The 19,231-nt window shown below is 55.4% G+C and carries 16 protein-coding genes and 1 riboswitch; of the genes, 11 read left to right on the top strand and 5 right to left on the bottom strand.

The genetic code is table 11. The features are described from left to right. Positions 1-12: 12 nt before the first annotated feature. A complete protein-coding gene (locus F3J30_RS09055; protein WP_166717015.1) occupies positions 13-1,254 on the top strand; it encodes an alanine--glyoxylate aminotransferase family protein in 1,242 nt (413 codons plus the stop codon). Next, positions 1,251-2,492 (top strand): allantoate amidohydrolase, encoded by a 1,242-nt coding sequence (gene hpxK, locus F3J30_RS09050; protein ID WP_166717014.1) that lies wholly within the window; start codon positions 1,251-1,253, stop codon positions 2,490-2,492. The genes F3J30_RS09055 and hpxK overlap by 4 nt, the downstream gene beginning before the upstream one ends. Here the strand turns inward: hpxK and F3J30_RS09045 are convergent. Continuing rightward, positions 2,489-3,604, bottom strand: coding sequence for an ABC transporter ATP-binding protein (locus F3J30_RS09045; protein ID WP_166717013.1), 1,116 nt, complete (start codon positions 3,602-3,604; stop codon positions 2,489-2,491). The two genes, hpxK and F3J30_RS09045, sit on opposite strands and share 4 nt — an antisense overlap. A 320-nt stretch (positions 3,605-3,924) precedes the next feature. Here F3J30_RS09045 and F3J30_RS09040 point away from each other — a divergent pair, with 320 nt between their 5' ends. The 6 genes from F3J30_RS09040 (at position 3,925) to F3J30_RS09015 (ending at position 11,466) form a co-directional block, all read left to right on the top strand. Next, positions 3,925-5,139 carry an extracellular solute-binding protein gene (locus F3J30_RS09040; protein WP_014069677.1) on the top strand — a complete coding sequence of 405 codons (1,215 nt, stop codon included), beginning with the start codon at positions 3,925-3,927 and terminating at the stop codon, positions 5,137-5,139. Between the two features lie 127 nt (positions 5,140-5,266). Then, on the top strand, positions 5,267-6,502 hold the full coding sequence (locus F3J30_RS09035) for a sugar ABC transporter permease (protein WP_245551573.1): 1,236 nt from the start codon (positions 5,267-5,269) through the stop codon (positions 6,500-6,502). 11 nt (positions 6,503-6,513) lie between these two features. Next, positions 6,514-7,365, top strand: a complete 852-nt coding sequence (locus F3J30_RS09030; protein ID WP_014069679.1) for a sugar ABC transporter permease — start codon at positions 6,514-6,516, stop codon at positions 7,363-7,365. Positions 7,366-7,367: 2 nt separating this feature from the next. Further along, positions 7,368-8,570, top strand: a complete 1,203-nt coding sequence (locus F3J30_RS09025; protein ID WP_014069680.1) for an arabinogalactan endo-beta-1,4-galactanase — start codon at positions 7,368-7,370, stop codon at positions 8,568-8,570. A 30-nt stretch (positions 8,571-8,600) separates the two neighbouring features. After that, entirely contained in the window at positions 8,601-10,658 is a 2,058-nt protein-coding gene (locus F3J30_RS09020) for a beta-galactosidase (protein ID WP_166717154.1), read from the top strand. A 565-nt stretch (positions 10,659-11,223) separates the two neighbouring features. Beyond that, on the top strand, positions 11,224-11,466 hold the full coding sequence (locus tag F3J30_RS09015; RefSeq protein WP_014069682.1) for a PTS transporter subunit EIIB: 243 nt from the start codon (positions 11,224-11,226) through the stop codon (positions 11,464-11,466). A 101-nt stretch (positions 11,467-11,567) separates the two neighbouring features. Here the strand turns inward: F3J30_RS09015 and F3J30_RS09010 are convergent, their stop codons facing one another. Beyond that, positions 11,568-12,833, bottom strand: coding sequence for a maltoporin (locus F3J30_RS09010; RefSeq protein ID WP_014069683.1), 1,266 nt, complete (start codon positions 12,831-12,833; stop codon positions 11,568-11,570). Positions 12,834-13,102: 269 nt separating this feature from the next. On the opposite strand from F3J30_RS09010, the gene F3J30_RS09005 reads away from it, so the two are divergent. After that, a complete protein-coding gene (locus F3J30_RS09005) occupies positions 13,103-14,179 on the top strand; it encodes a LacI family DNA-binding transcriptional regulator (protein ID WP_166717012.1) in 1,077 nt (358 codons plus the stop codon). Positions 14,180-14,214: 35 nt separating this feature from the next. Here F3J30_RS09005 and F3J30_RS09000 read toward each other — a convergent pair whose 3' ends face one another. The 3 genes from F3J30_RS09000 to F3J30_RS08990 form a co-directional block, all read right to left on the bottom strand. Next, on the bottom strand, positions 14,215-15,216 hold the full coding sequence (locus tag F3J30_RS09000) for a magnesium transporter (protein WP_166717011.1): 1,002 nt from the start codon (positions 15,214-15,216) through the stop codon (positions 14,215-14,217). A gap of 60 nt (positions 15,217-15,276) precedes the next feature. Beyond that, a riboswitch (M-box (ykoK) riboswitch) is annotated at positions 15,277-15,446 on the bottom strand. 139 nt (positions 15,447-15,585) lie between these two features. Continuing rightward, positions 15,586-17,040: a UbiD family decarboxylase gene (locus tag F3J30_RS08995; RefSeq protein ID WP_166717010.1), complete on the bottom strand. Its 1,455-nt coding sequence runs from the start codon at positions 17,038-17,040 to the stop codon at positions 15,586-15,588. A gap of 10 nt (positions 17,041-17,050) precedes the next feature. Beyond that, positions 17,051-17,629, bottom strand: a complete 579-nt coding sequence (locus F3J30_RS08990; RefSeq protein WP_166717009.1) for a UbiX family flavin prenyltransferase — start codon at positions 17,627-17,629, stop codon at positions 17,051-17,053. 97 nt (positions 17,630-17,726) lie between these two features. Between F3J30_RS08990 and F3J30_RS08985 the strand changes: the two genes are divergently transcribed. Then, the gene (locus F3J30_RS08985) at positions 17,727-18,212 is read left to right on the top strand and encodes a MarR family winged helix-turn-helix transcriptional regulator (protein WP_166717008.1); all 486 of its coding nucleotides are present in this window, start codon (positions 17,727-17,729) and stop codon (positions 18,210-18,212) included. Continuing rightward, positions 18,193-19,206 (top strand): helix-turn-helix domain-containing protein, encoded by a 1,014-nt coding sequence (locus F3J30_RS08980; protein WP_166717153.1) that lies wholly within the window; start codon positions 18,193-18,195, stop codon positions 19,204-19,206. Before F3J30_RS08985 ends, F3J30_RS08980 begins: the two co-directional genes overlap by 20 nt. Positions 19,207-19,231: the final 25 nt, after the last annotated feature.

Genomic DNA, 19,231 nt, shown 5'->3' with positions numbered 1-19,231 from the left:
AAGGACACAAAGATGGACATCGCTCAATTTCCGCAAATCAATCCACCTCAGCGCCTGCTGATGGGGCCGGGGCCGATCAACGCCGATCCGCGCGTGCTGCGTGCCATGTCGAGCCAGCTGATTGGTCAGTACGATCCGGCCATGACCCACTACATGAATGAGGTGATGGCGCTTTATCGCGGAGTGTTCCGCACGGAAAACCGCTGGACGATGCTGGTGGATGGCACCTCCCGCGCAGGGATTGAAGCGATTCTGGTGTCGGCGATCCGTCCGGGGGACAAAGTGCTGGTGCCGGTATTTGGTCGTTTTGGTCATCTGCTGTGTGAAATTGCCCGCCGCTGTCGCGCCGAAGTGCACACCATCGAGGTGCCGTGGGGGGAGGTCTTCACGCCGGATCAGGTTGAAGATGCGATCAAACGCGTGCGCCCGCGTCTGCTGCTGACCGTGCAGGGCGATACCTCAACCACCATGCTGCAACCGCTCGTGGAACTCGGTGCCATTTGCCGCCGTTACGACGTGCTGTTTTACACTGATGCCACCGCGTCGCTTGGCGGTAACCCGCTGGAAACCGATGCCTGGGAGCTGGATGCGGTATCGGCAGGGATGCAGAAGTGTCTCGGTGGCCCGTCCGGTACATCGCCCATTACCCTGAGCGCACGGATGGAAGAGGCGATCCGCCGCCGTAAGTGCGTGGAAGAGGGCATCCGTACCGATGCCCATCAGCACGGCGTGGATGAGATGGTCTACTCCAACTATTTCGATCTTGGCATGGTGATGGACTACTGGGGGCCGGAGCGCCTGAACCACCACACGGAAGCGACCACCGCGCTGTTCGGCGCGCGCGAATGCGCCCGGCTTATCCTCCAGGAAGGGCTGGATAACGGCATTGCCCGCCACAAACTGCACGGCGATGCACTGCTGAAAGGCATTCAGGCGATGGGGCTGGAAACCTTCGGCGACCTGAAACACAAGATGAACAACGTGCTGGGCGTGGTGATCCCGCAGGGCGTGAACGGCGATCAGGTGCGTAAGCTGATGCTGGAAGATTTCGGTATCGAAATTGGCACTTCGTTCGGCCCGTTGCACGGCAAGGTGTGGCGCATTGGCACTATGGGCTACAACGCCCGCAAAGACTGCGTGATGACGACCCTGAGCGCGCTGGAGTCGGTACTGAATTACCTGAAATTTATCACCACTCAGGGGGCGGCGATGCAGGCTGCGTGGGATCACTACCGCAGCGAGACGGCGCTATGAGTCAAGCGACACGCCAGCAGGCGGCAGACCGTGTGATGGCGCGCGCCGATGCGCTGGCCGCCGTCAGCGAAACCCCGGATGCCCTGACACGGGTGTATCTCTCCACACAGCATTTACAGGCCAACCAACTGGTCGGGCAGTGGATGAGCCAGGCGGGCATGACCGTCTGGCAGGACAGCGTGGGCAATATTTGCGGGCGCTATGAGGGCATACAGGAAGGCGCACCGGCGGTATTACTTGGCTCGCATCTGGATACCGTGCGCAACGCCGGGCGATACGACGGGATGCTCGGCGTGCTCACCGCCATTGAAGTGGTGGATAGCCTGCATCAGCAGGGACGGCACCTGGCGCAGGCCATTGAGATTGTCGGCTTTTGCGATGAAGAAGGCACCCGTTTCGGCATTACTCTGCTGGGCAGCCGTGGCCTGACGGGCACCTGGCCTGAGAGCTGGCTCGAAAAATGCGATGCCAGCGGTATCAGCGTGGCGCAGGCAATGGTGCAGGTGGGGCTTGATCCCGCCCGTGTAGCCCTTGCCGCCAGAAATCAAGACGATTTCAGCGCCTATCTGGAGCTGCATATTGAGCAGGGGCCGTGTCTGGAGCAGGCACAGCTGGCGCTGGGCGTGGTGGAAGCCATCAACGGCGCGCGTCGCCTGAACTGCCGCTTTACCGGTGAGGCAGGGCACGCCGGTACTGTGCCGATGGCTCATCGTAAAGACGCTCTGGCCGCCGCCGCCGAATGGATGGTGATGACAGAAAGCACCACGCAGCACCACGGCGGTAATCTGGTGGCAACGGTTGGGGAGTTGTGCTGCCTGCCCGGCGCGGTGAATGTGATCCCCGGCGAAGTGGCGCTGTCTCTGGATATTCGTGGCCCGCAGGATGCTCCGCTGGATGTGCTGCTCAACGAATTACTGGCGCAGGCGCAATCAATCGCTACCCGTCGTGGGCTGGATTTCAGCGCCGAGGAGTTTTACCGCATCGCCGCTACGCCGTGCGATGCCCGTTTGCAGGCATTGCTGGGGGAGGCCGTTGAATCGGTCCAGGGGTGCACGCTGTCACTGCCCAGCGGTGCCGGGCATGACGCCATTGCTATGGCAGAGCGCTGGCCCGTGGGTATGTTGTTTGTACGCTGTAAAGGCGGTGTCAGCCATCATCCGGCGGAGTCGGTGATGGCTGAAGATGTCGCGCTGGCGATTGAGGCGTTTAAGGGGGCGGTTGAGAGGCTGGCGGGTTAGGCCACCGAACGCACCGCATCTTCGATATCGGCACTGACGCGGACATCCTGTTCGTCAAAGACCATGCAGTGACGATCGTCGAAGGCCACATCAATCTTCTGCCACGGGGCGAACTTCACGTCCCCTGGCAGCAAGATTTTAACGTTGTCGTGGCCGTAGCACTGACCAAACAGATAGGTGTTGTTCCCGAGGCGTTCCACCACTTCACAGTTAAATTCCAGCCCCGTACCCTGACGAGTGTCGGTGGTCAAATGTTCCGGGCGAATGCCCAGCGTCACCTGGCTTCCTGGCGCCAGCGGGGTGGTGGTCAGGGCCAGCGTCAGCGATTTCTGCTGCGACAGCCGCACGGTCAGCTCGCCCGGTTGCCAGGCCTCTACCGTGGCGGGCAGGAAGTTCATCTTCGGTGAGCCAATAAACCCGGCCACAAACTTGTTAACCGGCTTGTAGTAGAGATCCATCGGCGCACCCATCTGTTCAACCTTGCCGTAGTTCATCACCACGATTTTATCGGCCAGGGTCATGGCCTCAATCTGATCGTGGGTGACATACACCATGGTGGTTTTGAGTTCCTGGTGCAGGCGGGCCAGATGCAGACGCATCTCAACGCGCAGTTCAGCATCCAGGTTTGAAAGCGGTTCATCGAACATAAACACGCGCGGGTTGCGCACGATGGCCCGGCCGATCGCCACACGCTGCCGCTGGCCGCCGGAGAGCTGCTTCGGTTTACGATCCAGCAAGTGGGAAAGTTGCAGCGTTTTAGCCACCATCTCCACCTGATGGCGGATCTGATCCTTCGGCACCTTATTCACTTTCAGCCCGTAACCCATGTTTTCCGCTACCGTCATGTGCGGATAAAGCGCATAGGACTGGAACACCATCGCCACGCCGCGGTGCGACGGGGCGACATCATTCATCACTTCGTTACCAATTAATACTTCCCCGTCGCTGATCTCCTCCAGACCGGCAATCATACGCAGCATGGTCGATTTACCGCAGCCGGAAGGGCCAACAAAAACGGCGAACTCGCCGTCCTCAATGTCAAGATTCACGTTGTGCAAGGTAACGGTGTCGCCAAAGCGTTTGGTGACATTCCTCAATTGTATGTTCGACATCAGTGTTCCCCGAGTAAGTCGCCAGTTATGTTTTACGTATAACAATTATGTTTAACATGGCTGGACGGCGCAATTTGTCTGCACTGACTATAACTTCCAGTATTCACGCGCCCTATACAGATATTCCATTAATGTTATGACGATCACACAACTTACAGTTTTTTGTAGAGTTATCATGATGTGAAGGGTAGCGTATAACAAACCAAATGCATTTGACGTCATACGTACACCATCGATTTTTACAGGTTGTCCGGCGAAGGTGAGTGATGTTTGAATGCGATAAAAACCATAAATTGTTATACCTTCACATGAGGTTGATAATGAAAAAGAACATACTCGCTGCTCTGATCCTCTCTACGCTCGCGGTGCAGGTCCACGCCACCACGCAGCTTAACGTCTGGGAAGACATCAAGAAGTCGTCCGGTATTAAAGATGCGGTCGCCGATTTTGAAAAACAGTACGACGTGAAGGTTAACGTTCAGGAAACACCTTACGCTCAGCAGCTGGAAAAGCTGCGTCTGGACGGCCCGGCAGGGATTGGCCCGGATGTGCTGGTCATCCCTAACGATCAGCTAGGCGGCGCCGTTGTGCAAGGGTTATTGACCCCCCTAAATCTGGAGGCTAAGCAGACCGAACAGTACACCCCGGCCTCTATCAACGCCTTCAAAATGGATAACGCCCTGTACGGTGTGCCAAAAGCGGTCGAAACGCTGGTGCTTATCTACAACAAGGATTTGATTGATAAGCCGCTGAACTCGCTCCAGGACTGGTATGACTTTTCCAAACAGCAGCGCGCGAAAAACCAGTACGGGCTGCTCGCCAAATTTGACCAGATTTATTACAGCTGGGGGGCGATCTCCCCGATGGGCGGCTACATCTTTGGGCAAAACGACAAAGGCGGCTATAACGCCAGCGACGTGGGCCTGAACAAACCGGGCGCGGTAGAGGCCGTCACGTACCTGAAAAAATTCTATGCGGACGATGTTTTCCCGGCGGGGATTGTTGGCGATAACGGCCTGAATGCCATCGACTCCCTGTTCACCGAGAAAAAAGCGGCCGCCGTGATCAACGGCCCGTGGGCGTTCCAGCCGTATGAAGCGGCAGGGATCAACTACGGCGTGGCGCCGCTGCCAACACTGCCGGACGGTAAGCCTATGAGTTCGTTCCTCGGGGTGAAAGGCTATGTCGTCTCGACCTGGAGCAAAGACAAAGCGCTGGCGCAGAAATTCATCGAATTTATCAATCAGCCGCAGTACGTGAAAACGCGCTATATCGCGACGCGTGAGATCCCACCGCTGACGGCGATGATTGACGATCCGGTTATCAAGAATGACGAGAAAGCCAGCGCCGTGGCGGTGCAGGCCGCACGTGCCACCGCCATGCCGGGCATTCCTGAAATGGGCGAAGTCTGGGGGCCGGCCAACGCCGCGCTGGAGCTGAGCCTGACCGGTAAACAAGATCCAAAAGCCGCGCTGGATAGCGCAGAAAAACAGGTTCAGATGCAGATCGAAGCCATGCAGGCCAGCAACCAGTAATTTTCTGTTGTCGCAGAACGGGAGTACAGGCTCCCGTTCTTTTTGAAAGGAGTTGTCTGTGAGTATCATCCCGGAAAATTTTGCCAAACCGCGCGCTGCCGGGCGTCACGCCTGGACCGGCCTGCTGATGGCTGTCGTACCCGGCTTCGGTCAGTTCTATCATCGCCAGTGGCTGAAAGGGGTTATCTTCCTGGTGCTGCTTGCCAGCTTTATCGGCGTATTTGCTGATTTTCTGCGTGAAGGGCTGTGGGGGCTGGTGACGCTGGGCGAAGAAGTGCCGCGTGACAACTCCATCTTCCTGCTGGCCGAAGGGATCATCAGCGTCTTAATCGCTGCGTTTGGCGTGATGGTCTGGTATTTGTCGATGCGTGATGCATGGGTTAACGGCCGTAAACGCGATGAAGGCCTGCCGCTTAACAGCGTGCGCAAACAGTACCAGATGTTGCTGAGCGACGGCTTCCCGTATCTGATGATCACCCCGGGTTTTATCCTGCTGGTGTTTGTGGTGGTGTTCCCCATTCTGTTCGGCTTTGCCATCGCCTTTACCAACTACAATCTCTACCACACGCCGCCGGCGAAGCTGGTGGACTGGGTTGGTTTTAAGAACTTTATCAATATTTTCACACTCTCCATCTGGCGTTCGACCTTCTTTGACGTCCTCCAGTGGACGGTGGTCTGGACGTTGCTCGCAACCACGCTGCAATGCTCGGTGGGCGTGCTGCTGGCTATCCTGGTGAACCAGAAAGATCTGCGCTTTAAGCCGCTTATCCGCACCATCTTTATTCTGCCGTGGGCGGTGCCGGGCTTTGTCACCATTCTGGTATTTGCCGGGATGTTCAACGACTCCTTCGGGGTGATTAACAATGCGATTCTGGCCTTCTTTGGCATTGCGCCAAAAGCCTGGATGACCGACCCGTTCTGGACCAAAACGGCGCTGATTATGATGCAGACCTGGCTCGGCTTCCCGTTTGTGTTCGCCATGACCACCGGCGTGTTGCAGGCGATCCCTGAAGATCTGTATGAAGCGGCCACCATGGACGGCGCCAGCAGTGCGACTAAGCTGCGCACCATTACGCTGCCGCTGGTGCTGTACTCGATTGCGCCGATCCTTATCACGCAATACACCTTCAACTTCAATAACTTCAACATTATCTATCTGTTTAACAACGGCGGGCCGGCGGTAGTCGGGTCGAATGCGGGTGGGACCGACATTCTGGTGTCGTGGATCTACAAACTGACGATGTCCTCTTCGCAGTACGCGATAGCGGCGACCATCACCATCCTGCTGTCGATTTTCGTCGTCGGCCTGGCGCTGTGGCAGTTCCGCGCCACCAAATCTTTCAAAAACGACGACATGGCGTAAGGGACGTAACAATGGCTCAATCACCAAGTATTAAACGTGAGAAGTGGGTACGCCTCTCGCTCTCCTGGCTGGTTATCGTGCTGGTGTCGACGATCATCATTTATCCACTGGTGTGGACGGTCGGGGCGTCATTCAACGCCGGTAACAGCCTGCTCAGCTCGTCGATAATTCCGGAGAACTTCTCGGTCCAGCATTACGCCGACCTGTTCAACGGCCAGGTGAACTACATGACCTGGTACTGGAACTCGATGAAAATCAGCTTCCTGACCATGGTGCTGACCTTAATCAGCGTCAGTTTTACGGCCTATGCCTTCTCGCGCTTTCGTTTTAAGGGGCGCCAGAACGGCCTGATGCTGTTCCTGCTGCTACAGATGATCCCGCAGTTTTCGGCGCTGATTGCCATCTTTGTGCTGTCGCAGCTTCTGGGGTTAATCAACAGCCATCTGGCGCTGGTGCTGATTTACGTCGGTGGCATGATCCCGATGAATACCTATCTGATGAAAGGCTATCTCGATGCCATTCCTAAAGATCTGGATGAATCTGCGCGCATGGACGGGGCCAGTAACTTCCGTATCTTCATCGAGATCATCATGCCGCTGTCCAAACCGATTGTGGCCGTGGTGGCGCTGTTTTCCTTTACCGGGCCGCTGGGGGATTTCATCCTCTCCAGCACCATTTTGCGCACCCCGGACAAATACACCTTACCCATCGGGCTTTATAACCTGGTGGCGCAAAAAATGGGTGCCAGTTACACCACCTATGCGGCAGGCGCGGTACTGATTGCTGTGCCAGTCGCGATCCTCTATCTGGCGTTGCAAAAATACTTCGTCTCTGGCCTGACCTCCGGGAGTACCAAAGGATAATCATGAAAAGACTCAAACCCGCCTTGCTTGCTGTTTGCCTCTCATGTGGCCTTGCCGCGAGTGCTTTTGCCGCGGATGCGGTGAAAACCCGTCCGTTTAACGCCATGCCTGCGGATTTTATTAAGGGCGCGGATATTTCGACCTTGCTGGAAGCAGAACAGCACGGCGCGAAGTTTTATAACCAAAGCGGTCAGCAGCAGGATGCGATAGCAATCCTCAAAGCGAACGGCGTGAACTATGTGCGCCTGCGCTTGTGGGTTGATCCTAAGGATGCCGAAGGCAATACCTACGGTGGCGGCAGCAACAATCTGGAAAACACGATTAAGCTTGCGAAGCGCGTGAAAGCGCAGGGCATGAAGCTGCTCCTTGATTTCCATTACAGCGATTTCTGGACCGATCCGGGTAAACAGTTCAAACCGAAAGCCTGGGAAAAGATGGATTACCCGCAGCTCAAAACGGCTATCCATGACTACACCCGCGACACCATTGCCCGCTTTAAGAAAGAGGGCGTGCTGCCGGACATGGTGCAGATCGGTAACGAAATCAACGGCGGAATGCTGTGGCCAGAAGGGAAAAGCTGGGGGCAGGGCGGCGGCGAGTTTGATCGCCTGGCCGGGCTACTCAACGCCGCGATTGGCGGGATGAAAGAGAATCTGACCGGCGGCGAGCAGGTGAAAATCATGCTGCACCTGGCGGAAGGCACCAAAAATGACACCTTCCGCTGGTGGTTTGATGAAATCACCAAACGCGACGTCCCGTTCGATATTATCGGCCTGTCGATGTACACCTACTGGAACGGCCCGCTCAGCGCACTCAAAAGCAATATGGATGACATCAGCAAACGCTATAACAAAGACGTGATCGTGGTGGAAGCGGCCTACGGCTATACGCTGGAAAATTGTGATAACGCCGAAAACAGCTTCCAGGCCAAAGAAGAGAAGGACGGCGGCTATCCGGGCACCGTTCAGGGCCAGTACGATTATATTCACGATTTAATGCAGTCCGTCATCGATGTGCCTGACCATCGCGGGAAAGGTATTTTCTATTGGGAGCCGACCTGGATTGCCGTTCCCGGTACCACCTGGGCGACCAAAACCGGCATGAAATATATCCATGATGAATGGAAAGAGGGAAATGCCCGCGAGAATCAGGCGTTATTTGATTGCAAAGGAAAAGTGCTGCCGTCAATAACGGTATTTAAATAGTTTTTAATCTTCATTCAGGATGTTTTTATGATGAATAAATTTGCGCCTTTAAGTTCAAAGGTCGCTGCGTTATTGCATGGCGCCGACTATAACCCGGAGCAATGGGAGAATTACCCCGGTATTATTGAAAAAGATATCGCCATGATGAAGCAGGCGAAATGTAATGTCATGTCGGTCGGGATATTTAGCTGGGCGAAACTTGAACCCCGCGAGGGGGAATATGATTTCGCCTGGCTGGACACTATTATTGAAAAACTTTATGCGGCGGGTATTCATATTTTCCTGGCGACGCCAACCGGCGCACGCCCGGCATGGATGTCGCAAAAATACCCGGAAGTGCTGCGCGTGGGGCGCAACCGCGTGCCTGCACTGCATGGCGGGCGTCATAACCACTGCATGACGTCCCCGGTGTATCGCGACAAGACGCTGAAAATCAACAGCCTGCTGGCGGAACGCTATTCGCAGCACCCGGCGGTGCTGGGCTGGCATATTTCGAATGAATACGGTGGGGAATGCCACTGTAACCTGTGTCAGGAACGTTTCCGCGACTGGCTAAAGGCGCGCTATAAAACCCTGGATGCCCTGAACCATGCGTGGTGGAGCACCTTCTGGAGCCATACCTACACCGACTGGTCACAGATTGAGTCACCGTCACCGCAGGGAGAGGTGTCGATCCACGGCCTGAACCTCGACTGGCGACGTTTTAATACGGCGCAGGTGACCGATTTCTGCCGCCATGAAGTGGCCCCGCTGAAAGCCGCGAATGCGGAACTGCCGGTGACGACCAACTTCATGGAGTATTTCTACGATTACGACTACTGGCAGCTGGCCGAAGCGATCGACTTTATCTCCTGGGACAGCTACCCGATGTGGCACAGGGAGAAAGACGAAACGCAGCTTGCCTGCTACACCGCCATGTATCACGACATGATGCGCAGCCTGAAGGGCGGCAAACCCTTTGTGTTGATGGAGTCCACGCCGAGCACCACCAACTGGCAGCCGACCAGCAAGCTGAAAAAACCGGGGATGCATATTCTCTCCTCGATGCAGGCGGTGGCCCACGGTGCTGATGCGGTGCAGTACTTCCAGTGGCGCAAGAGCCGTGGGTCGGTGGAGAAATTCCACGGGGCGATTATCGACCATGTGGGTCATCTGGATACCCGCGTCGGACGGGAAGTGACGCGCCTTGGCGAAATGCTTGAACGTTTGCCGGATGTCGTGGGCTGCCGCACTGAAGCCCGGGTGGCGATTATCTTCGACCAGCAAAACCGCTGGGCGCTGGACGATGCCGAAGGGCCGCGCAACAAAGGAATGGAGTACGAGAAAACCGTTAACGAGCACTATCGCCCATTCTGGGAGCAGGGTATCGCGGTGGATATCATTGACGCTGACGGCGATCTCAGCCCGTACGCGCTGGTCATCGCGCCAATGCTTTATATGGTGCGTGAAGGCTTTGCCGAACGTGCAGAGGCCTTTGTCGCTGCGGGCGGGCATCTGGTGACGACCTACTGGAGCGGAGTGGTGAATGAAACGGATCTTTGCCATCTGGGTGGTTTCCCGGGGCCACTGCGTAAGCTGGTAGGGATCTGGGCTGAGGAGATTGATTGTCTGGATGACGGCGAACGTAACCTGGTCCAGGGGCTGGCGGGTAATGCGTCAGGGTTGCAGGGGCCGTATCAGGTTCGTCATCTGTGCGAGCTTATCCACGCTGAGTCCGCACAGGTGCTGGCGACCTACCGTGACGATTTTTACGCCGGTCGGCCTGCCGTCACGGTGAACCGCTTTGGTAACGGTAAAGCGTGGCACGTGGCATCGCGCAACGATCTGCCGTTCCAGCGTGATTTCTTTGCCGCCATTATCAACGAGCTGGCGCTGCCGCGGGCTATCGACGGTGACTTCCCGCCGGGTGTCGTCGCAACAGCGCGCACGGACGGTGAAACCACCTGGGTGTTTGTGCAGAACTTTACCGCCCAGCAGCAGCTTATTACGTTGCCGCAGGGGTATACCGACTGCATGACAGACGCCACCGCTGCGGGCGATACCGTGCTGCTGGCGTGGGACTGCCGGGTTCTTAGGCGTAAAGCGTAGCTGATTTCTCCCTCTCCCCGTGGGAGAGGGAGCCCCAATAATGTTTGTCTTTATTCAGCGATGACATTACGCCATTGAAATAAAAGATTTACCGCAGCTCCATGGTCCGGCTGAAAATCGCCGAAGCGTTTCCTGTAGGCCGGGGCGAGGCGCATGGATGCGCCGAGAGGGCGCGACTTGCATGGACGCTGCATCGCGCCCGACCCGAAAGCCGGAAGGAATAAGCTGAGGGTACCGCGAAGCGGCGATTTTCTTGCCGGGAGCCCGGGTCGCCAGGGTAGCGGCGGTAAGCTACCCTGGCACGTTCACGGGTATTGTGGTGACAGAGTAGCAAGGAACATAAAGTGAACGGAATGACCACCTCAGCCGTATGTTCCCCCTCACCCCAACCCTCTCCCAAAAAGGAGAGGGAGCCGTCCGTGCTCGTATTTTTTGTGGGGATCCCTCAACCCCGTGGGAAAGGGTTGGGGTGAGGGCATCAGACCGCACCCTCTGGGTGACATAATGTGAATGTGCCTGCTCCTCGAGCAGGCATTTTTTTATCTGTATAAAAGCGAGGTATATTATGGACAGTCAAATTACTCAGCGTTTAATTCCTGCATTTGGTGGAGACGATAATATCGAGCACGTCGAAGCCTGTATTACCCGTCTGCGTGTGACGGTAAAAGATTTAAATAAGGTTAATTCAAAGGCGTTACAGGAGGAGGGGGCGCTTGGCGTGATTATTATCGGTCAGCAGGTTCATGCGATATTTGGCCGGCAGTCAGATACCTTGCGTCAGTTATTAGATAAGCATTTTAATCATTAAATATAAAAAAGGGATAGCCAAAATAATGGCTATCCCGAAACAGGAGAATAGACTGCCAGTTGTTGGAGATACAATAACGATTAACGCATTTTAAAAATTAATTACCACCAGGCTTCGACCTGCACGCCAAAGTTCCAGGTATTATTTGCAGTACCATCTTCGAAGGATTGCCCTTTCTCAGAATCATTCAGGTAAGACGCAAATACGCGCAGCTCAGGACGCGACATAAAGTCGGGGCCATCGGCCAGACCCAGAGCAATGGTGTACTTCTCGCCGCTCTGCTTGTATTTCGAGCCGTCGGTATAGGTATCTTCCTGGTAGAAGCCACCCACTTCGCCAATCAGACGGACATATTCCGTAAACTGATACTGGGCGCGGCCGACCAGCGAAACAAGGCGTGATTTGTCAGTGTACTGCGTGGTGTCATCCGCCGAGCCCCAGGTTAACACGTGGTTAAACGAGAATTTGTCGGTAATCGGAATCAAGCCGGTATTGATCACGCGGTAGCCTGTCGCATCGTTGACGTAGTTCCACATGTCATACCAGCCGCCACCCTGTGACACCATGTTCTGCGCCAGACCTTTGTTAGCGTACTGCAACACCAGCTTGTTATAGCCACCAAACATATCCTGGCTGATCTCGCCGGTGACCATCACGCCGTTATCGGCCTCATAAAGCCCACCATACTCCTTCTGCTTGTTGGTAGGGTTTGGCATGGCGTAATCAATACCCACTTCTGTCCATGCCCCTGCCCACGGTTTCCAGCCCGCATAGCGAAGGTCGATATAGTTGATGTTCACGTCGTTATCACCGTCCACACGGTAATCCACGTCGTTAGCATCGCCACGGATCCAGGCCACGGAAACGGCGCCAGGGCCGAGCGTATAGTTCTCAATACCTGCACCGGAGCCGGAGATGTTCCAGTATTTGGTATCAATGATGTGCAGGTCATGGCGCTGGTAGTAGCGCTTACCGCCCCAAATCACCGCATTCGGATCGCCCGGGATCAGACCTTTGATCTGGAGATTTAACTGACGCAGACCGAACTGGGCATCATCACCAAAGGTGGTTTCGTTATCGTTTGAACCGTCAGAGACCATGCTCACCATGCTGTCGAGGTAGAAGCTGACGTCGTTCTTTTTGTACACCTCAGAACCCAGCTCCAGCTCGCCGTAGGTATCGGCTTCGTTACCCAGACGGCCAATTTTATTTTTTTGCCACTCCTCCATCCCACCATCCCGTGAGACGCCCACACCGGAGCGAAGATATCCATGAAAATCAATCGGTACAGAAGACGCTGCAAACAGCGAAGGAGACGCTAACGCGGCAGCCAACGCAACGGATACAGATCGGATCGTCGTGTTCATTGTTACCCTCTTATTGTTTTGTAATACGTTCACAAATCCGCAGTCATAAAATGCCTAAACCTGTTATCTGGCAATTACACGATCGTGAATGTGTGATTAAGTGCAAATAAAATAGACAATTTTGTTACGATTAATGAGATGTGCCATGAAATGTGGCATTGTGAGCGTCATACTTTTTGATGGTGTTGTGCGCATGAAAAGTTAGCAGGGTGCGTTTTTTTACATCGCCCCTGTTACAATCAGCGCATAACAACATAAGGAACCGGACCATGAAGTCGAAAAGCGCGACGTTAGAGGATGTGGCACGCCATGCGGGCGTCTCCTATCAGACCGTGTCCAGGGTACTGAATAAATCTGCCAATGTATCCGAAGCCACGCGTCACAAGGTGGAGAAATCCATAGAGTTATTGCGGTATGTTCCAAACCGACTGGCCCAGCAGCTGGTGGGAAAGCAGACCCAGACGGTCGGGCTGGTGACCATTTCGCTGGCCTTACACGCTCCTTCACAGGTGGCGGCAGCGGTCAAACGCTACGCCAATATGGAAGGATACCAGGTGCTGATCTCAATGATTGATGAGAACGTCAACCATAGTATCCAGGATTCCATTAACGAGCTGAAGTCTCAGCGGGTCAGCAAAGTGATTGTCAACGTCCCGCTGGAGGCCGAAGAGGCGCAGAAAATCGCAACGGACAACGACGATATTGTCTGCCTGTTTCTCGATGTTGACCCGTACAGTTCCGTGTTTAACGTTTCGTTTAACCCGGCAGATGGCACGCGCGCCAGCGTCAAATATCTCTACGAACTCGGCCATAGGGAGATTGCCCTGCTGGCCGGGCCGGAGTCCTCCGTGTCGGCACAGCTGAGGCTGAAAAGCTGGATCGAAACGCTGAAAGGCTATGGTCTGGAGCCGGCAACGGTCATTCGTGGTAACTGGGATGCACAAAGCGGCTATTCCGGTGCCCTGCAAATGCTGCGCGAAACGGCACAATTTTCTGCCGTGCTGGTCGCCAACGACCAGATGGCGCTAGGCGTACTGAGCGCTTTCCACCAGCAGCAAATTTCCATCCCGGCGGAGAAGTCGGTGATTGGTTACGATGGCACCTACGAAAGCTCGTTCTTCTACCCGGCGTTAACCACAGTATCGCTCGATCTGGATTTGCAGGGTAAAGAGGCTGTGCGGCGCATTCTGGACAGTGGCGACGACAATGCGCTGCGCATGTCGTCGATTCTGCCTGCTCGGCTGGTGGTGCGCCAGTCAACCGGGGCGAAAGGGGAGAAGGGGAAAAACCTGCAAGCGTTGGCTCAGCAGCTGCGCGAGATCGCACATCAGCTGGGTGATATGTAACGGCGTGGGCACCTCTGGCAGAGGTGCCCTTAGTATTACTCCAGCCCCAGCGTGTACTGGGCAATCTTGAAGTAGATAATCAGCCCGGTACCGTCAATAAGTGTGGCGATAAACGGGGCGGACACCACGGCAGGATCGATGCCGCAGCGCTTGAGTACCATTGGGATCACGGACGAGACAATGGCGCTCCACAGCGTAATGCAGACCAGCGTCAGGCTGACGATAAGGGTAATTTCCATCCCGATGCCCATCATCCAGGCGCGAACGCAGCCCGCCAGCCCCAGAGTGACAGCAATCATTAACGAGGTGCTCATCTCTTTTCGCAGCACCCGCCCGACGTCGCGTAAATGTACTTCGCCCAGCGCCATCGCACGCACCAGCGTGGAGGTGATCTGCGTGCCGCTGTTGCCGCCGGTACCAATCAGCAGAGGAATAAAGAACGCCAGGGCGATGGCGGATTCCAGCGCCTCTTCAAAATGCTGGATAACCGAGCTGGTATAGGCTTCGGCGATAAACAGCAGCAGCAGCCAGACGGCGCGTTTTTTCCACAGGCTAAATGGACTGGTTTCCAGATAGGGTTTCTCCAGCGGCAGCGTGGCCCCCTGGCGCTGGGCATCTTCGGTAACGTCATCTTCCAGCAGATGCGCGATTTCACGCTCCGTGAGGCACCCGACCAGCTTACCGTGTGTGACCACCGGAACCACATCCGCCCCGCCGTGAGCCAGCAATCCGGCAACGTCTGAACGTTCATCTTCCGGTTTCAGCTGAATAAACTCCGAAATCATCAGCGCCCGGACCGGCTGTACCGTATCGGCGGTCTGTAATAATTGACGCACGGCAATCATGCCCGCCAGACGCCCCTGATCTTCGATAAAAACATGTGACGGAATATCATCATCTTTTAATTTTTCGAAAAACTGTTCACGTGCCAGCGCCACGCATAATGAAATATCGAGAACGATAAAATCGGTATTCATATATTGCGCGACTGCGCTTTCATTGAATGCCAGATTATTGTTGTGAATGGAGTAAGACATAGTAAATTCCCTTTGAAGAATAAAATCTCTCAGGGGCGAGCAAGACAGGGCATGTCGAAGAGGAGATCCCCACGTCCTGGGTTCAGCACTGTACACCGTATCCCGCAAGGGAAGTTATACTGACAAAGCCTTGATTCGACAGTGCCTGTTTTACCCTGTGCCGGTTCTCTCGAACCCACCAGAGCGATAACGTGTATTTGTACAGGAGCCTCGCCATAACGAGATCGTTGTAAACGAGAGGGATAATACGCCAATTTTAATATCGTGCTGTGAAATTTAAATCGCGTTTAATGATTATTTAAAAGAATAGTTTTATCGCGATGGTTGATAAACGGTTTAATAACGCCTCCGCAGAGGCGTTTATTTATTTTACCAGTTATCCAGTACGCGCTGGCGGATCTCTTCCGGGTAGCCTTGCGCAAAGGAAGCATGAAGATGGCGTTTGCTTTGCAGCGTATCAAACACCACTTTCGCCCCAAGACCTGCCACATACTCCGCCTCGTCATAACACTGCGGCAAACGGATCACGCGTTGATTGTCAAACACCACGCGGCGGCCGACCGGGTGCACGCGGGTTGAGAGCACCCACACCACTTCACGCAGGTTCGTCGGGTCGAAATCGTCATCCACAACGTACACTTTCGGGATAAAGACCATCGCATCGGTTTTAAACAGCACCTCGCCAATACGCTGGCTCAGTTCCTCACTGGAGACGCCCGGCAGTAGTTCACGCCAGTTCTGCGGGACAACCACCAGCAGCCAGTGCACGGTAGAATCTTCCGGGATCCAGGTGGTGGTGACCGGCAGGTTCGCCTCACGCAGGTAGGTTAACGCATCCGCTGCCAGCCCCATTGCCCACAGCGTATGGGATTCGTCGGTCGGGCGTCCGGTTACCGACATCGGCCAGATAGGATCATCCCGATGAGTGATGGTTTCTACATGAAAAGTGGGCTGCGCCGAAGAGCCTTCCCCAAGATATCCGCCGTATTCACCGTATGGCCCTTCCTGGCAGTCGCGGGTGATGGAAACATGCCCTTCGATAACAATTTCAGCGGTGGCAGGCACATCCAGGCTGATACTCACAGCCCGAACCACCGAAACAGGCGCACCTGCCAGCGTGCCGATATAGTCCGCTTCATCGGCATGAGCGGGGATCGGGATACCGGAAACACACGAGATGGCCGGAGCCGGGCCCTGTACCAGGGCATAAGGCATAGGCTCGCCAGTCTTGACCCACTCGGCCCAGATCTGACCGATGTGCTGGCTTGGGACAATCAGCCCGACCATGCGTTTACCGTCAACCTTCATCACCCGGGCAATGGACCAGTTCACCCATTTTCCGTCCGGGGGTTTCACAATCAGCGTGCCCCAGGTGTTGGCGTAACGACCGCCGTCTTTATCATGGGCAAACGGGATCGGGAAGCGGTCCAGCGTGGCGTCGTCGCCGCGCAAAATATTCTGCTGGCAGGGGGCGGCGGCAGAGTCAACCCGCACGGGTGGAATACCCGGTTGCAGGCGTGCCGCCGATAGCGCTTCGACAATGGCCGGGCCGCTGGATCCCGGTGCCAGCCCCAGGGACATTGCCACGCGGGCGTAAGGCATATCCGCACGTGAAGAGAGCCCGGCAGGGGCACCAAACAGACGAAAGCCGGGTTCTGTGCCAGCCACCTTATGAAACAGCGGAGCCGGAGACTGGATTTCGTAGCTGCGACGGGTGATGGCACTGGGTTCAAAATCACCGTCAACTTCACGCGTGACGTGCATGATGTCACCCATGTCATCCAGCGCATCGATATAACTTCTTAAATCATCATAATATTTCATGCGGCGCTCCTCAGGCCGTAGTGGAAGACGCTTGGGGCTGGCCCCAGCGTTGAGTTAACTCGTTATCGAGGCCAAACTGATCCAGAATGCGGGAGACGCAGTGGTTGATAATGTCATCAGTGGTGGCAGGTTTGTTATAGAAGGCGGGCATGGGCGGCAGCATCATGGCGCCAGCGCGGGTCAGGGCGAGCATGTTCTCAAGATGGATGGCATTCAGCGGCGATTCACGCGGCACCAGCACCAGCTTGCGTTGCTCTTTCAGCGTGACGTCGGCAGCGCGGGCAATCAGCCCATCGCCATAACCGCAACGAATAGCCGCTAACGTTTTCATGCTACAGGGCACAATCACCATGCCATCGACGCGAAAAGAGCCACTGGAAATAGCCGCCGCTTGATCGTGTTCACTGTAAGTCTTCGAGGCGAGAGCGATAACGTCCTGTACACTGTAGGGCGTTTCCAGTTGAATCGTTGCCCGCGCCCACTTAGAGATAACCAGATGCGTTTCAACGCCCAGGTCTTTGAGCGCGGTCAGCACGCGAACACCAATTGCAGCGCCGGTAGCGCCAGTCATGCCTACAACAAGCTTCATGCGGGTTCCTTTATATTGAACCTTTAGGTTATAGTTTGAGTTCAAACTGTTTGTGCTCGAACTATAGTTTTATCGTTTTCAGGAGTCAAGACAGCCGATGTCAGAAAATCGCGATCTCATTGTTGCCGCGCCGCTATGGCCTCACGGAGACAGTTCGTTAATGCATCTGATGCGTCGGGCAGGGCAGCACTCAACCCTGTGCTGGACGCAGTGCGTGGATACCGGGCTTTCCGCGGTGCAGTACGCCATACTGGTAGTTCTGGCCGAAGAAACCACCTGCGATCAGCAAACCCTGGGTAACCGTGCCGGGTTTGATAAGGCCACGGGAACCTACGTTATCGATCGCATGACCAAAAGCGGGTTACTGACGGTGCAGACCGATCCCGCGAACCGTCGTCGCAAACTGGTGACGATGACCGCTGAAGGCGAAGCCATGCTGGCGCAGATGGTGGAGCAGGCGAAAAGCGCTGAAAAGATGATTACTGCCGGTCTGAATGTGCAGGATATTGCTGACCTGAAACGCCTGCTGAGCAAGCTGGGTGGATTGCAGGAGCCTGATGACAATGCCGTTAACGAATGCTGAACCTAAACCCGATTTGACCATCGGCTTTTTGCTGATGCGCCAGTTCACACTGGCCTCGGTGGCCGGGCTGGTGGAGTCGTTGCGTTTTGCCGCCGATGAGTCTTTCTCCAGCCGACAAATTTTTTGTCGCTGGGAGTGGATGACCTGTGATAACCAGCCGGTGACGGCCAGCTGCGGCCTGCCGGTTTCGCCCACCGCAACGCTTGATTTCAGCAAAGCGTGGGACTACTTCGTGGTGGCGGGCGGTCTGCTGGAAGAGACACGCAATCCACCAGAATGGCTGTTACAGGCGCTGCGTGATTTACACGCGCGCAATATCCCCATCATTACGCTGTGCAGCGGCGCGTTTGTGGCAGGCAATGCCGGGCTGCTGGACGGACGTCACTGCGCAATCCACTTCACCACCCGCGATGAATTCCGGGTGCGCTTTCCAAAAGCCATTCCGGTAATCGATAAAACCTACATCAAAGACGGCGGCATTATCTCCTGCCCGGGTGGCACCGCTATCGATCTGGCGGCAGATCTTATCCGCCAGCACTGTGGGCTGGTGCGCTCGCAGAAGGTGCTGAAATACCTGCTGGTGGATGACGCCACGCGACCTGCGGGAAAGGCAAAACACAATGCCCCGCTGAATGCGCCAGACGTCTATGAAAATGAGCTGGTCAGTAAGGTGATTGCTTTTATGCAGCACCATCTTGATTCACCGATCCCGCTGGGTGATGTGGCGGATTTTGCCGGTGTGACGTTTCGCCAGCTGAATCTGATTTTTACCAAATGCACGGGCCATTCGGCGGCGGTCTACTGGCGTAGCATGAGGCTGGAGCAGGCGCGTAAGCTGATGGCGGATTCGAGCAACAGCATTGATGCCATCGCCGCTGCGACCGGGTTTTCCGATGCCTCGCATCTGATTTCGTGGTTCCGCAAGCAGTATGGCGAAACGCCCAGTTCGTTCAGAAAACGAAGAAGGGAAGTGGAGAAACTCGTAAAGGAATAACAGAGGGCCGCAACGTGCGGCCCTT

Origin of the sequence: Enterobacter sp. Tr-810 (genome assembly GCF_011752765.1) — a bacterium.
GTDB lineage: Bacteria > Pseudomonadota > Gammaproteobacteria > Enterobacterales > Enterobacteriaceae > Enterobacter > Enterobacter soli.
Note: the sequence above shows the minus strand (reverse complement) of the source record. Positions and strands in the feature narration are given on the sequence as shown.

Bases quoted from the DNA above. Each gene is read 5' to 3' on its own strand.
- F3J30_RS09055 (WP_166717015.1), top strand. From the start codon at position 13: ATGGACATCGCTCAATTTCCGCAAATCAATCCACCTCAGCGCCTGCTG.
- hpxK (WP_166717014.1), top strand. From the start codon at position 1,251: ATGAGTCAAGCGACACGCCAGCAGGCGGCAGACCGTGTGATGGCGCGC.
- F3J30_RS09045 (WP_166717013.1), bottom strand. From the start codon at position 3,604: ATGTCGAACATACAATTGAGGAATGTCACCAAACGCTTTGGCGACACC.
- F3J30_RS09040 (WP_014069677.1), top strand. From the start codon at position 3,925: ATGAAAAAGAACATACTCGCTGCTCTGATCCTCTCTACGCTCGCGGTG.
- F3J30_RS09035 (WP_245551573.1), top strand. From the start codon at position 5,267: ATGGCTGTCGTACCCGGCTTCGGTCAGTTCTATCATCGCCAGTGGCTG.
- F3J30_RS09030 (WP_014069679.1), top strand. From the start codon at position 6,514: ATGGCTCAATCACCAAGTATTAAACGTGAGAAGTGGGTACGCCTCTCG.
- F3J30_RS09025 (WP_014069680.1), top strand. From the start codon at position 7,368: ATGAAAAGACTCAAACCCGCCTTGCTTGCTGTTTGCCTCTCATGTGGC.
- F3J30_RS09020 (WP_166717154.1), top strand. From the start codon at position 8,601: ATGAATAAATTTGCGCCTTTAAGTTCAAAGGTCGCTGCGTTATTGCAT.
- F3J30_RS09015 (WP_014069682.1), top strand. From the start codon at position 11,224: ATGGACAGTCAAATTACTCAGCGTTTAATTCCTGCATTTGGTGGAGAC.
- F3J30_RS09010 (WP_014069683.1), bottom strand. From the start codon at position 12,833: ATGAACACGACGATCCGATCTGTATCCGTTGCGTTGGCTGCCGCGTTA.
- F3J30_RS09005 (WP_166717012.1), top strand. From the start codon at position 13,103: ATGAAGTCGAAAAGCGCGACGTTAGAGGATGTGGCACGCCATGCGGGC.
- F3J30_RS09000 (WP_166717011.1), bottom strand. From the start codon at position 15,216: ATGTCTTACTCCATTCACAACAATAATCTGGCATTCAATGAAAGCGCA.
- F3J30_RS08995 (WP_166717010.1), bottom strand. From the start codon at position 17,040: ATGAAATATTATGATGATTTAAGAAGTTATATCGATGCGCTGGATGAC.
- F3J30_RS08990 (WP_166717009.1), bottom strand. From the start codon at position 17,629: ATGAAGCTTGTTGTAGGCATGACTGGCGCTACCGGCGCTGCAATTGGT.
- F3J30_RS08985 (WP_166717008.1), top strand. From the start codon at position 17,727: ATGTCAGAAAATCGCGATCTCATTGTTGCCGCGCCGCTATGGCCTCAC.
- F3J30_RS08980 (WP_166717153.1), top strand. From the start codon at position 18,193: ATGCCGTTAACGAATGCTGAACCTAAACCCGATTTGACCATCGGCTTT.